Origin of the sequence: Acidimangrovimonas sediminis, assembly GCF_002871005.1 — a bacterium.
Taxonomy (GTDB): domain Bacteria; phylum Pseudomonadota; class Alphaproteobacteria; order Rhodobacterales; family Rhodobacteraceae; genus Acidimangrovimonas; species Acidimangrovimonas sediminis.
This window is the reverse complement of sequence record NZ_PHSN01000007.1, coordinates 151646-164344: the sequence shown is the minus strand read 5'-3', so window position 1 is coordinate 164344 and position 12699 is coordinate 151646. Positions and strand designations below refer to the sequence as shown.

The 12699-nt window shown below is 68.6% G+C and carries 12 protein-coding genes, 1 tRNA gene and 1 pseudogene; 8 read left to right on the top strand and 6 right to left on the bottom strand.

The window, feature by feature from the left end; genetic code table 11:
* Positions 1-137: 137 nt before the first annotated feature.
* Positions 138-211, bottom strand: a tRNA-Gly gene (locus CVV76_RS08905).
* Between the two features lie 286 nt (positions 212-497).
* Positions 498-1220 carry a winged helix-turn-helix transcriptional regulator gene (locus tag CVV76_RS08900; RefSeq protein WP_233192779.1) on the bottom strand — a complete coding sequence of 241 codons (723 nt, stop codon included), beginning with the start codon at positions 1218-1220 and terminating at the stop codon, positions 498-500.
* Between the two features lie 178 nt (positions 1221-1398).
* On the opposite strand from CVV76_RS08900, the gene CVV76_RS08895 reads away from it, so the two are divergent.
* The 5 genes from CVV76_RS08895 to CVV76_RS08875 all read left to right on the top strand — a co-directional run bounded on the left by CVV76_RS08895 (position 1399) and on the right by CVV76_RS08875 (position 6530).
* Entirely contained in the window at positions 1399-2787 is a 1389-nt protein-coding gene (locus tag CVV76_RS08895; protein ID WP_102224283.1) for an FAD-binding oxidoreductase, read from the top strand.
* 329 nt (positions 2788-3116) lie between these two features.
* Positions 3117-3332: a DUF1127 domain-containing protein gene (locus tag CVV76_RS08890; protein ID WP_102224282.1), complete on the top strand. Its 216-nt coding sequence runs from the start codon at positions 3117-3119 to the stop codon at positions 3330-3332.
* Between the two features lie 507 nt (positions 3333-3839).
* A complete protein-coding gene (locus CVV76_RS08885; RefSeq protein ID WP_102224281.1) occupies positions 3840-4526 on the top strand; it encodes an SDR family oxidoreductase in 687 nt (228 codons plus the stop codon).
* 4 nt (positions 4527-4530) lie between these two features.
* Entirely contained in the window at positions 4531-5517 is a 987-nt protein-coding gene (locus CVV76_RS08880) for an amidohydrolase family protein (protein ID WP_102224280.1), read from the top strand.
* 230 nt (positions 5518-5747) lie between these two features.
* Positions 5748-6530 carry a gamma-glutamylcyclotransferase gene (locus CVV76_RS08875; RefSeq protein WP_102224279.1) on the top strand — a complete coding sequence of 261 codons (783 nt, stop codon included), beginning with the start codon at positions 5748-5750 and terminating at the stop codon, positions 6528-6530.
* Between the two features lie 163 nt (positions 6531-6693).
* On the opposite strand, the pseudogene CVV76_RS25395 reads toward CVV76_RS08875, so the two are convergent.
* Both CVV76_RS25395 and CVV76_RS08865 read right to left on the bottom strand, forming a co-directional pair.
* Positions 6694-6919: pseudogene (locus tag CVV76_RS25395) on the bottom strand (nuclear transport factor 2 family protein); the annotation flags it as partial.
* Positions 6920-6959: 40 nt separating this feature from the next.
* The gene (locus tag CVV76_RS08865; RefSeq protein WP_102224278.1) at positions 6960-7283 is read right to left on the bottom strand and encodes a hypothetical protein; all 324 of its coding nucleotides are present in this window, start codon (positions 7281-7283) and stop codon (positions 6960-6962) included.
* Positions 7284-7329: 46 nt separating this feature from the next.
* Here CVV76_RS08865 and CVV76_RS24640 point away from each other — a divergent pair, with 46 nt between their 5' ends.
* Together CVV76_RS24640 and CVV76_RS08860 are read left to right on the top strand one after the other, a co-directional pair.
* Positions 7330-7707, top strand: a complete 378-nt coding sequence (locus tag CVV76_RS24640) for a hypothetical protein (RefSeq protein ID WP_146010273.1) — start codon at positions 7330-7332, stop codon at positions 7705-7707.
* 420 nt (positions 7708-8127) lie between these two features.
* Positions 8128-9195, top strand: a complete 1068-nt coding sequence (locus tag CVV76_RS08860) for a serine hydrolase domain-containing protein (protein ID WP_102224277.1) — start codon at positions 8128-8130, stop codon at positions 9193-9195.
* A gap of 20 nt (positions 9196-9215) precedes the next feature.
* On the opposite strand, the gene CVV76_RS08855 is transcribed toward CVV76_RS08860, so the two are convergent.
* Entirely contained in the window at positions 9216-9935 is a 720-nt protein-coding gene (locus CVV76_RS08855) for a Crp/Fnr family transcriptional regulator (RefSeq protein ID WP_158243122.1), read from the bottom strand.
* Positions 9936-10152: 217 nt separating this feature from the next.
* Between CVV76_RS08855 and CVV76_RS08850 the strand changes: the two genes are divergently transcribed.
* A complete protein-coding gene (locus CVV76_RS08850; RefSeq protein ID WP_102224275.1) occupies positions 10153-11436 on the top strand; it encodes an MFS transporter in 1284 nt (427 codons plus the stop codon).
* Here the strand turns inward: CVV76_RS08850 and CVV76_RS08845 are convergent.
* Positions 11396-12577: an amidohydrolase family protein gene (locus CVV76_RS08845; protein WP_102224274.1), complete on the bottom strand. Its 1182-nt coding sequence runs from the start codon at positions 12575-12577 to the stop codon at positions 11396-11398. The genes CVV76_RS08850 and CVV76_RS08845 overlap by 41 nt on opposite strands.
* Positions 12578-12699 lie beyond the last annotated feature (122 nt).

Here is a 12699-nt window from a genome sequence, read left to right as displayed (position 1 = left end):
CCCCCGCACCCCCGTGGGATATTTTCGAGCAGAACGTGGGGGCGGGGCGCCTTTTCACCTTGCACGGGACGCTTCGAGTGGCAGGCCGCGCGGAGGGAGAGCCGCAGTGTCCCGGGAAGGCCAGTGTCGGGAAGTATTGGAGCGGGTGATGGGAATCGAACCCACGTATTCAGCTTGGAAGGCTGCTGCTCTACCATTGAGCTACACCCGCGCCTGGCCCTGAGCCATATTTTAGGGGGCAGCCGAGGTCAAGCGTCCTGGCGGCCGGCACCTTCGGTGTGAGTTCAGACAGAGCGTTCGGAGCCACCCTCGGAGCGCGTGCAGGAACGTGAAGCCCTGCGCCGATGCATGCGCTGCCGGAGTGGGTCTCCACGGGGGACGGCGCGCGCGCCCAAGCGGGGGCGGACCTGCACCGTGAGGGCATCACCCGCGAGCGGCGGAGGGCCGGGATCGGCCCAGGGGCGCGCCGAAGATCGCGACTTCTCCCCGGGGGCGGGTCAGCCGAGAGCTTCCCGGGCGCGTTTCTTCTCTGCCGCGAAGGGGCTGAGGCCGAGCCAGGTCTGCATGTCGCGCGACAATTGTCTGTCGCCCGTGAGCGTGAGGCTCTGCATCTCCCTTGCCGCGCGTACGGTGATCACCCCCATCCAGATCGCCGTCATCGTGCGCAAGTCGCAGCTGACGTAGAGGTCGACGTCGAACCCCGGATCGACCGAGCACAGGTCCACCTCTTCCCCCGGCTGGACCACCAGCCACCAGAGCCGCTGGGCCGGCGAAAGTTCGGGATACAGAAACTGAATCACGCAGCGGCGGTCGGGAAGCGGGGTCGGGTCGAGCCACCGCCGCATGTCCCACATCAGGAGCGAGGGATCGAGGTTCTTCAGGGAGACATCCGCCTCGAACCACCGCTGGCCCCAGAGACCGACCGCGTCGATTACCGCATGCAGGTCGCGCCCGGCGGGGGTCAGATGATATTCGGTTCCGCCATCGCCCGGGACGATCCGGGTCAGGATGCCGGCGCGCTCCAGCTCCTTCAGCCGTTTCGAAAGCAGGGCCGGGGACATGCGGGGCACACCGCGCCGCAGATCGTTGAACCGGGTCGACCCGACGACCAGCTCGCGCAGCAGGACCATGGTCCAGCGCGTGCAAAGCACCTCGGCGGCCATCGCGACAGGACAGAACTGATGGTAGCTGCCTTGGGTCATGAATGTGACCTCGTGCACATGAATATCCGCAGTCTACGCCAAAACAGCCTACGCCGAAATTGGCCTTCCGGCCAGTTCCGGCATCGGGCCGCGCGATTCACTTCGTGAACTGGATCGGTCTTCGCCCCGGCTTCTACACTGTCAGGGCGCCCAGGATTTTCGGGCGCGCACCTGTCCACCCACCGGAGGGAACGACATGTTGGATATAAAAGAAGCCATTACCGATTTCTCGACGGCCCTGCGCGGCACTCTCATCGGCCGCGATCACCCCGATTATGACGCGGCGCGCAAGCTCTACAACGGCATGATCGACAAGCACCCGCTGCTGATCGCGCGCTGCGCCGACGTGGCCGACGTCATCGCGGCAGTGAAATTCGGACGCGACCAGGGGCTGGAGATCGCCATTCGCGGCGGCGGCCACAACGGACCCGGCCTGGCAAGCGTCAGCGGCGGGCTGGTGATCGACCTGTCGGAGATGAAGGGCGTCCGCGTCGATCCCGCGAACCGCACGGTTCGGGTGGGGCCCGGGTGCAGCTCGGGCGATGTCGACCACGCGACCCATGCCTTCGGCCTTGCGGTGCCCTTCGGCATCATCGCCTCGACAGGCGTCGGGGGGCTGACGCTGGGCGGCGGCACCGGGTATCTGACGCGCAAGCACGGCCTGACCATCGACAACCTTCTCGAAGCCGACGTGGTCTTGGCCGACGGCAGCTTCGTCACCGCCAGCAAGGACAGGAACGCCGACCTGTTCTGGGCCCTGCGCGGCGGCGGCGGCAATTTCGGCGTCGTGACCAGCTTCCTGTTCCAGGCCCATCCGGTGTCGATGGTGCTGGGCGGGCCGCTGGCCTGGCCGGCAAGCCAGGCGGAGGAGGTGATGCGCGCCTTCCGCGATTTCGTTCCCGGGGCGCCCGAGGATCTGGGCCTGTGGATCGGGCTTCAGACCGTCCCCTCGGCCGCACCCTTCCCCGAACAGTTCTGGGGGCATGGCATCTGCCTCGTGATGGTGTGCTACAACGGCGACGAAGTGGAGGGACGCAAGGCGCTTGCGCCGCTTCTCGACAAGGTCCCGCCGCCGGCGCTCGATTGGACCGGGATGATGCCGTTTCCTGCGGTTCAGGCGATGTTCGACCCGCTGCTGCCGCCCGGTCTGCAGATGTACTGGCGCGGCGACTTCATCCACGACGTGCCGGACGCGGCGATCACGGCACATGTCGCCGAAGCCGCCAAGTCGCCAAGCGAGCTGTCGCTCATGCATCTCTACCCGCTGGACGGGGCGGCGGCGCGCGTCGGTGGCCCGGACACGGCCTGGAGCGCGCGGGACGCCCGCTGGTCGATGGTCATCGTCGGCTGCGATCCCGACCCGGGCAAGGCCGGCGCGGTCACCGAATGGACCAAGACCTACTGGGATGCGGTCCATCCGTTCAACGAGAGCGGCGGCTATTCGAACTTCATGATGGATGACGAGGGCGACGACCGGGTCAGGGCGTCCTACGGCGACAATTACCCACGTCTGGCCGAGATCAAGAACAAGTACGACCCGGACAACCTGTTCCACGTCAACCAGAACATCAGGCCCTCGGCCTGAACGATGCGGGACCGCTGGGGCGGGACCGCAGGCGCGGGATCGTGGCACGCGCGATCCCGCACCGCGGGCATCGGGCGCTGAGCGGGGAACGTCCCTGGCAAGGATGGCCGCTCAGCGCGCACCGGGGCCCTGCCTGGGCAGGACCGCCGAACGGCAGGGGCGGCAAGATCGGCGGGGGGCTTGCCCCGTGGGCCGCACGGGCCATCCCGCGATCCGCCTCTCGCGGCATGCACCGCCTGCATGCCGGATCTTCCCTTTCCCCGGATTGTGCAGGCGCAGCAATCGCATATGTTAGCGCCAACAGCGACGAACACGGAAGAGAGACGCAGATGGCGACCCTGAGCATGACCCAAGTGGCCGGCAATGCCCGTAACGGGCGGCTCGGCCTCCTGAAATCGCAACTCGACGCGGCCCTCGCGCGCCGGCGCGTCTACCGCACCGCGCTGAAGGAACTGCAATCCCTTTCGGACCGCGAAGTCGCCGACCTTGGACTGAGCCGCGCCTCGTTCCGCCACCTGGCGCTCGAGACCGCGAACCGCGGCTGACACCTTTTCGGAAGGCCCCTCCTCCTCCCTGGGCCTTTCGTTGCGCGCGGCGGCATCTCTCCTCCTCCCTGATGCCGCCGCGCTTTCTATCTCGGGCCCCGCCTTGCATCCGTGCGAAGCGGGCCGCCTCCCTCCCCCCACATCTTTCCCGAAATGAATCGTGCCGCCGGAACGGTGGCCGCGCCCCGCGATGGGCGGGGTCCACCGGCGAGATGGCCGCGACCAATCCGCGACACCCGCGCCTTCGGCTATCGGGGTGGACCGTCTTCCTGACAGCGCATGGCCCGGCCAGAGCGAGGCGGTGCATCGACCGGTTCGGTGTGCGCCGGTCATGGGCCCGGACCAGACCGGCAGCCCCCGGGTAAGCCGTTTCTACTCAAGCGGGCCAGTGCCCATGCCCTTCAGTTGCATCGGATGCAATGACTCCTTGCGGAGCATGCGTCTGGCGCAAATACCTCCGCCGCACCAGATCGACGGCAGAAGGACAGAGCCCGGAAAGGACACATCATGAAACGCATTCTCATCATCGGCGCCTCGCGCGGCATCGGTCATTCTCTGGCCTGCGAATTCGTGACCCGCGGCTGGCAGGTGACCGGAACGATCCGCGGCACGGCGGCGACCCCGCTGCATGCTCTGCGTGACGCGCACCCGCAGGCAGTCGAGATCGAACGTGTGGACATCAACTTCCCCGATCAGGTCGCGGCGCTGAAGTCGCGGCTGACCGGGCAGGCCTTCGATGCCCTGCTGGTGAATGCCGGCACGTCGAACGCCAACCAGGGCGAGACGATCGCCGAGACCACGACCGATGAATTCATCCGCGTCATGGTCACCAATGCCCTCAGCCCGATGCGGGTGGTCGAGGTTCTCAGCGATCTGCTGACACCCGAGGGCATCCTTGCCGTCATGTCCTCGGGCCAGGGCAGCATCGCGGAAAACACCAGGGGCGGGCGCGAGGTCTATCGCGGAAGCAAGGCGGCGCTGAACCAGTACATGCGCAGCTATGCCATCCGCGAAGGGGAAACCCGCCCGATGCTGCTGATCGCGCCCGGCTGGATCCGCACCGAGCTGGGCGGAGATGACGCGCGCTACTCGCTCGGGGAATCCGCGCCCAAACTCGTCGACGTGATCCTTGCGCAGGAGGGAAAACCGGGCCTGCGCTACGAGGATCGCGACGGCAAGACGGTGGCCTGGTGACCCCATGAAGATCATCGCGACCGAAGAACACATGGTCACGCCCGAGGTTGCCGGGGCCTGGGGCGCCCTCGGGCTGGCCGCGCGCGATCCTGGCGTGGCCTACCATGGCGTGGGCGAGATAGAGACACGGTTGCTTGACCTCGCCGAGGGCCGGATCGCCCTGATGGACGAGGCCGGCGTCGACGTGCAGGTCCTGTCGCTGACGACACCAGCACTGCACGACCTGGGTGCGGAAAGCATCGACATGGCGCGCCGCACCAACGACGTGCTGGCCGCGGCCCTCCGGCGCCATCCCGACAAGTTCCAGGCGATGGCAACCCTGCCCGTCGCCGCCCCCGAGGCCGCGGCGGAAGAGCTGGAGCGCTGCGTCACGGCGCTTGGCTTCAGCGGCGCGATGCTGTGCGGACGGGTGGGGGCGCGCAACCTCGACCATCCGGATTTCGCCCCGGTCTTCGAGGTCGCGGGCCGTCGCCGCATTCCCCTGCTTCTGCATCCCCGCGTCGCGCCGGATGCGGTGCGCACGGCGTGGTTCTCAGGTCTCGGCGATCAGGTCGAGGCCGCGCTGGCGGGCTATGCGGTCGGCTGGCATCTGGACGCCGGATTCCAGTTCCTGCGCCTGCTGCTGTCGGGCACGTTCGACCGCTACCCCGATCTTCCCATCATCCTCGGCCATTGGGGCGAGCTGGTCCTCTACTACGTCGATCGGCTCAGGGCGCTGGACCGGATCGCCGGGTTGCAACATCCGCTGGAAACCTACCTGCGGCGGAACGTCTTCCTCGGCGCCAGCGGCATGTTCTCGGTGGAGCACCTGCGCCGGGCGATCGGCATCGTCGGCCCCGAGCGGCTTCTGTTCTCGACCGACTACCCCTACCAGTACCGCCCCGGGCGGGAGGCACGGGCGTTCGTCGAGACCTGCGGGCTGACCGGGGAGGCGCTGGAAGGTTTTGCCCATCGCAACTGGCAGCAGTTGACCGATGCGATCCTGAGGTAGGCCCGCGTCTGCCGGGGCGCAGCCAGGGTGCAGTCGCGGCGAAGCAGGTCGGATCCCGGACGCCCGGCCGCCGGGGACCCGCTTGTCGCCTGGTGCCTGCTTGTCGCCTGGTGCCCCGCCCGGCACCGGCGCGGGAAAGGTTGCACCCGGCGCGTGGCGGACGTAGGCCGGGGGGATCGCCGCCCTCCCCCGGCACCCCGGCACCCGGTGCAGATCAGCAAGGAGCCCCGATGTCCTTCGCCCCCGACGCCTTTCGTCATCACCCCGGCCTCGCCGGCAAGATCCGCGACCCCGCGGAAAGCTTCTTCCGCGATCTCGACCTCGCGGAGATCGACGCGATCTGGGCCGAGGCCGATCTGGGCGCCAACCCGCGCTATCCCGATGCGGTCCGCGAGGCGATGCGCCACGAAACGCTTGCGCCGTGGCAGGGCAAGGACATCTGGGTCTTTGCCTACGGGTCGCTGATGTGGGACCCGGCGGTCTATTTCGCCGAGGTGCGCCGGGCGCGCCTTCCCGGCTACCGTCGCAGCTTCTGCCTGGTGGACCGGTCCGGCGGGCGCGGCACGGCCGAGGCGCCGGGTCTGATGGCCGCGCTCGACCATGGGCCGTCCTGCGACGGGCTGGTGTTCCGTCTCGCTGCCGAGACCGCCGACCGCGAGTCCGAGGTGATCTGGCGGCGCGAGATGATGGCGCCCTGCTACAAGGCGGTCTTCGCCCCGGTGGAGACGGCGCAGGGCCGCGTCCAGGCGCTGTGCTTCGTGGCCGACCCGAAGGCGGACATGATCGACACCGGGATCCGGCACGAGGATCAGGTAAGGTATCTCGCCACCGGCACGGGGCGGCTGGGAACCAGCCGGGAATACCTCGAGAACGTCATCGCGGGATGTCGGGAGCTTCGGATCGAGGATCCGACGCTGGACGCGCTGCTGGCCGAGGTCGACGCCTGGCCCGGGCGGACGCAAGCCGGGGATCGGGCGCCGACCCGGGATCAGGCACAGGTGCGTGAGGGCTGACCGCCCCTCCGACGCCCCCGGAAGTGGCCCCCGGGGACACACCCCGCGGTCCGCGGGTCAGGTCCGCGCCACCTCGAAGGCCGACCAGGCACGTTCGAAGGACGAGATGTCGAACCCCGGGAACGCGCGCGGCGTTGAGGACGATCCGCCCGGTCGCCTGCAACTTCGGTCTGCCGCACCAGATCACGTCCTCGGGCAGAAGGGTGCGGTCGGGAAATTCGGCCAGCGTCGCCATGGTTGCCCACGACGACCGAGGCGGGCGCGCGCATCATGATGTCATCGGCGTCGTAATCGTGCAGGGTGGCCATGCCGCGCTCTTCCCAGATCTCGCGGATGATGCCGATGATGTAATCCGGAAAGTCCCGGAACTTCGGGTCGAAACCTTTCACTGTTTCCATCATTCAGCTTTGCGGGCCGAGCCGCGCCCGATCAGCCGATCACGGTGGTCCAGCTTTGCAGCGTCACCAGGGCCTGGCCCTGGAACCACGCGTCCAGCAGGTCGAGACGCGCCCGGCCCGGATCCTCGGCCCGGACCGAGATCCTGCCATCGCCGCCGCAGCGCAGCAGCCGCGGCGTCAGGCCCGCCGCCGCCAGCGCAAGGCTGAACTGCGCCAGGCCCTGCCAGGTATCGGCGGTCTGGACGTCGAATTCATAGGAAAGTTCGCCCTGCGGAAAGGCGCGCCGGGTCTCGAGGATCTGCGCGACAGGAACTGCCAGTGCAGGGATCAACGTCTGTTTCGGGACAATGCCCATCTCGCCTCCTTCCGCGCGGCTGCGCGACAAACGTGAAGAAAACGCGATGGCTTTCTCCGCTTTAGCTGCATTTCTTTCGCGCCCGCAAGCTGATGCTCAAATCGGCGCGTCGTTCTTCATGCGTCTACCCCCCGCGGAACACCGCGGCAAGCCGATTCTCACCGGCCCGCCCTCGGCCATTTCCATCACCGGCCCTCCGGCCGGGGCGGCCGCCCGTCGCCCGTCAGGTCGGGGGAAGGCAATCCGCGGTCATGTCGTGGACCGGATCCTTGGCCGAGCACTGGATGCCGGAAATCGGGTATTTCGTGGATGTGGTCTGCTCGCACGCGGTCAATGCCAGGACGCTGAAAAGCATCGTCAATATGGCAAGCACTCTCATGATATGTCCCTCTCGTCCGACACAAGGCTGCTGCTTCGGGCCTGATCTCCGCCCCCGGCCGACGCGCCGTGCCCGTCGCCGGGGGCGGCCGTCACCTTCCCCGAATGTATGGCAACGTAGCGGACCCGCCCCCGCTCTTCCTTGATCGACGTCAAGATCTCGCCGCAACCCGATGCGGTCGCGCATATCGCCCGACGGAGCCGCGTCGGCCGACTCGCGCCCTCCTCCTGCAAGGTCTTCGCGACGGCTGATGACGCGGCGACGAACGCAAATATCCGGCGATCCGCCCCCGGGCACCGGTCAGTCAGGCCCGCCCGCGCTCCACTCCGGCAGGGCAAACGCCGAAATATCGGTCAACCCGCGCCGGCGGCTGCACGCCGAAGCCCCCCGCCAGCCTCCGCCCCTTGCGGTCGCGCGGCGCAGGGGACAAGCCGGGCAGGCAGAGCCTTCACGGAGCAAGACAAGATGACCACCGCTTTCGATCCCGAACGCATGGCCCAGGCGGTCGCCCTCGCCGAGGCGAGCGAATCTCCCTGGCCGCGGTCCATGTACTATGACGACGGCCGCTATGTCGGGAACGTGGAGTGGAACGAGACCGGCCCCTGGACCGAGATCGTCGGCCCTGTGGCGCCTCGCGGCGGGCCTGCCGGCCTCGTGCTGCGCGGCGGTCGGGAAATCGCGCGCTGGGGCGACGTTGACCGGGCCGACATGACCTTCTCGATCGCCAAGAGCTACCTGTCGATACTTGCGGGCGTGGCCCATGGCGACGGCCTGCTGCCGGACCTTGACGAGGCGGTCTGCATCCGCGTGCCCGGGCCGGTCTTCGAGGGGCCGCACAACGGCCAGATCACCTGGCGCCACTTCCTGCAGATGAACAGCGAATGGAGCGGGGAATTGTTCGGCAAGTCCGATCAGGTCGACCATTACCGACAGATCGGCCCCGGCGCCGACAACAGCCGCAAGGGCACGAAGCGCCCCCTGAAAACCCCCGGCAGCTACTACGAATACAACGACGTCCGCGTGAATGCCCTCTCCTTCGCGCTGATGTCGCTGTTCGGGCGCCCGCTGCCGGAGGTGCTGCGTACGCGGATCATGGATCCGATCGGCGCCTCGCAGGGCTGGCGCTGGGAAGGCTACGAGACCTCGTGGGTCGACATCGGTGGTCGCCGCATGCAATCGGTGCCCGGTGGCGGGCACTGGGGCGGCGGGCTCTTCATCTCGGCTGTCGATCACGCGCGCTTCGGCCAGCTGATCCTGCGCGATGGGGTTCACGAGGGGCAGCGGCTTCTGCCCGAGGGCTGGATGGCGCAGTCGGTGACGCCCTCTGCCACGCTTGCCAACTATGGTTTCCTGTGGTGGCTGAACCGCGGCCCGGCGGCCAATCCGGCGCTGCCCGCCGACGCTTTCGCGGCGCAGGGGGCGGGCACGCACCAGATCTGGATCGACCCGGAACATGACGTGGTCGCCGTGCTGCGCTGGGTCGCCGGTGACCGCGCGCAGAATGTGCTCGAAGCGATCGTGCGCGCGCTCTGACCGTGGGGGGCGCGCCGGGGTCAGTCCATCCCCGCGAGCTTTTGCAGCGCGGGCACGTCCATCAGGCGCAGCGTCCGCCGCTGTTCGCGCAGGATCAGGCCGGAACGCTCCAGCTGGCCGAGGCAGCGGCTCACGCTCTCGACGCTGAGCCCGAGGTAGTCGGCGATATCCTCGCGGCGCAGCGGCAGCTCAAGCAGGTCGCCCGAATGGAGCGTCGCCGCCTCCTTCTGCTTCAGCCAGACGAGGAAGGCCGCGACCCGCGCGCGGGCATCCTGTCGCGCCGTGGTCAGCAGGTGGCGTTCCGACTCGCGCAGTTCATGGCTGATCTTGCACAGCAGCGCGGCGTCGAGCCTTGGATCGCGCCGGACCAGCCCGTCGAGCGCGCGCAGCGGAATCTCCCACGCCCGCACCTCGGTCAGGGCGCGGGCGGTCTCGACATAATGCCCGCCCTCGCTCAACCCGATGAGATCGGCGGCAAAGAGGATCGACATCACCCGCCGGGTGCCGTCGGGCAGCAGGCAATAGGTCTCGGCGGTGCCCGAAACGATGTTCCAGATGAACTCGGCCCGGGCACCCTCGGTCTGGATCATCTGGTCGCGCTTGAATTCCACCGGGCGGGACATGCCGACGAGCGCGGCGCGTTCGCGGTGGGTCAACACCTGCGCGACGCCATGGCCCCCCGCATCGAGGAAAGATGCCGCGAGGATCGTCGGCAACGGCATATTGTCGAATTTGCCCAATCGAGTCACCTGGATCCCCGGGGTCGTCATGGTGAGCGCCTGGCGCCTGAAACCCCGTTGATACTGTCCCACCCCCGGGGCGTCGAGGCAAAAACACCCCCGCCCGGGGCCTGCCGGGCCGCCGCGCCAACCCCGGCGCCAGGGGCTGCGCCGTCCATTGACCTGCGCCGGATCGCGGGCTTAGCTGCGCGCCAGCAGACCGGAAAAGCCGCACCCGATGACAAAAGCCTGGATCGCCTTCGCCCTTGCCTCGGGCTTTTTTCTGTTCGAATTCGTCACCCGGGTCGAGCCCAGCCTCGCGACCGATGCGATCTCGTCCTTCTACAGGCTGACGCCTTCGGGGTTCGGCACGCTCGCCAGCCTGTTCTTCTGGGTCTACGCCCCGATGCAGATCGTCGTCGGGCTGGCCCTCGACCGCTTCGGCGCCCGGCGGCTGATCCTCCTCGGCAGCTTCGCCTGCGCGGCCGGCGTCCTGCTGTTCTCGGCCTCCGATATCGTCTGGATCGGGGCGCTTGGCCGGGTGCTGACCGGCTTCGGCGCTTCCTTCGCCTTCGTCTCGGCCCTCTGGCTGGTGAACCACTGGTTCGCGCCCGAACGCTTTGCCCTGCTCTCGGGGCTGGTCAACGCGGTGGGCATGCTGGGTACGGCCGTCGGCGCCGTGGCACTATCCGACGTGATCGAGGCCGAGGGCTGGCGCGCGGTGTTCCTCGGCACCGGGGCGGCGGGGACCGCGCTCTGCCTTCTGATCGCGGCCTTCCTGCGCGAGCCGCCCTCCCCCGCGCAGGAGGCGACCAGCGGTCCCGCCGAACATGTCCGCGACAGCCTCGGGGCGATCTTGGGCGACGGGCGGCTCTGGGCGGTCTCGATCGTGGGGATGCTCTACTACATGCCGGTGAACGTCTACGGCGGGTTGTGGGGCACGACCGAACTGGTGCGCGACCACCGCTTCAGCCAGGTCGAGGCCGAGACGGCGGTGTCGATGATCTTCTGGGGAATGGCGGCAGGCAGCGTCGCGGGCGGCTGGCTCTCGGACGTGCTGGGCCACCGCAAGTACCTTGTCTTCTTCGGTGCGGTCCTGACCGGGCTTGCCTATGCCGCCTCGCTCTACCTGCCGGTCACGGCCTGGCAGACGGCGGCCCTGCTGTTCGCCGGTGGCTTCTTCGGAGGGCTGCAGATGCTGACCTTCGCGATGGCGAAGGAAGGCCAGCCGGGCGGCCTGGTCGGCACGGTCGTGGCCTTCGTCAACATGATCGGGATCGCGGGCGCCCTGATCTTCCAGCCGCTGGTCGGCTACATCGCCGAGAGCGCGGGCGGCAACTTCCGCCTCGCACTGACGACGGTGCCGGCCTGCGCCGCCGTGGCCGCCGCGATCATCCTCTTCGTCGGCGAATACCGGCACCCCGACCATCTTCCGACCGGCGCACAGCCCCCGGCGGACACGCCCCCTCCCGGCGTCGGCGTCACGGGGCGGCGACCACGCAGGCGCCGTCGCGCGCGGTGACCCGCCCCCCCTTGAGCACCAGCTTGCGCGGGGCGCGGGTCACGACCGCCTCGGCCAGCGTCTCGCCCTCGACCAGCACGCAATCGGCGGTGCAGCCGACCTTCAGCCCGTAGCCCTTCACCCCAAGGATCGCGGCCCCGCCCCGGGTGCAGATCTCCAGCGCGAGTTCAAGCTCGTCGTCGCGGCGCAGGTTGTTGCGCAGACCCACCAGCATCGCACGCTCCAGCATGTCGGAATTGCCGTAGGGACCCCAGGTGTCGCGGATCCCGTCACAGCCCGCACCGGTCAGGATACCCGCGGCCTTCAGCTCCTTCACCGCCGGCACCGGGGCCGAGGCGGGCGCGGTGGTCAGGATGTGAATGCGCGCCTCGGCCAGCTTCTCGTGCAGCGCGGCGACGGCGGCGCGATCGGGCGCCCCAAGGCAGAAGGCGTGGCTGATCGACACCAGCCCCTGCATGCCCTGCGCGACCGTGCGGTCGATGATCTCCTGCATCGAGAACCAGCCCAGAGAGTCACGCTCGTGCAGGTGGATGTCGATCGGCTTGCCGTGCTTCTCGGCCAGCGCGAAGACGGTGTCGAGATGGCCCTTGGGGTCGTGCTCCAGCCCGCAGGGATCGAGCCCACCAACAAGATCGGCCCCCATCGCCAGCGCCGCATCCATCAGCTCGGCGGTTCCCGGGCGGGGCATCATGCCGGATTGCGGGAAGGCCACGATCTCGATGTCGATCAACCCGGCCAGTTTCTCGCGCGTGGCCATCACGCCCTCGACCGCGGCCAGCCCCTGCTCGGTGTCGATGTCGACATGGCTGCGGATATGGGTGCAGCCATACGAGATGGCGAGGATCGCATGGCGTTCGCTCTGCACCTGGGGATCGAGGGCCAGGGCACGCTTCACCTGGCGCTCGTTGTCGATCTTGTCCTGCAGGCTGGGGCCCACCTCGTTGCGGTACCACGGCATTCCCAGCAGGGATTTGTCGAGATGGGTGTGCGCCTCGACCAGCCCGGGGATCAGGATCCGCCCGCCGCAGTCGATCACCTCGGCCCCCGTGGTGGGGGCGGCGGCGAAACGGCCGTCCACGATGTACAGGTCGGTCGCGGGCGCGGCCATGGGCCGGACGTTCTTGAGGGTCAGTGTGGTCATGGATCCTTCCGGAGCTTAGGGTTGAGCAGGTCGCGCGGAGGGCCGCCAGACCCGAGGCCCGGCCCCGAAGTCCGGCGCTGAACCCCGGCGCTGAGGCCCGGCAGCGAACACCGGCACAGGGC

What these genes read in the sequence shown, in the direction of transcription:
- CVV76_RS08895 (WP_102224283.1), top strand. Translation starts at nt 1,399, where the DNA reads ATGTTGGATATAAAAGAAGCCATTACCGATTTCTCGACGGCCCTGCGC.
- CVV76_RS08850 (WP_102224275.1), top strand. Translation starts at nt 10,153, where the DNA reads ATGACAAAAGCCTGGATCGCCTTCGCCCTTGCCTCGGGCTTTTTTCTG.
- CVV76_RS08865 (WP_102224278.1), bottom strand. Translation starts at nt 7,283, where the DNA reads ATGGGCATTGTCCCGAAACAGACGTTGATCCCTGCACTGGCAGTTCCT.
- CVV76_RS08885 (WP_102224281.1), top strand. Translation starts at nt 3,840, where the DNA reads ATGAAACGCATTCTCATCATCGGCGCCTCGCGCGGCATCGGTCATTCT.
- CVV76_RS08860 (WP_102224277.1), top strand. Translation starts at nt 8,128, where the DNA reads ATGACCACCGCTTTCGATCCCGAACGCATGGCCCAGGCGGTCGCCCTC.
- CVV76_RS08845 (WP_102224274.1), bottom strand. Translation starts at nt 12,577, where the DNA reads ATGACCACACTGACCCTCAAGAACGTCCGGCCCATGGCCGCGCCCGCG.
- CVV76_RS08875 (WP_102224279.1), top strand. Translation starts at nt 5,748, where the DNA reads ATGTCCTTCGCCCCCGACGCCTTTCGTCATCACCCCGGCCTCGCCGGC.
- CVV76_RS08890 (WP_102224282.1), top strand. Translation starts at nt 3,117, where the DNA reads ATGGCGACCCTGAGCATGACCCAAGTGGCCGGCAATGCCCGTAACGGG.
- CVV76_RS24640 (WP_146010273.1), top strand. Translation starts at nt 7,330, where the DNA reads ATGGCTTTCTCCGCTTTAGCTGCATTTCTTTCGCGCCCGCAAGCTGAT.
- CVV76_RS08880 (WP_102224280.1), top strand. Translation starts at nt 4,531, where the DNA reads ATGAAGATCATCGCGACCGAAGAACACATGGTCACGCCCGAGGTTGCC.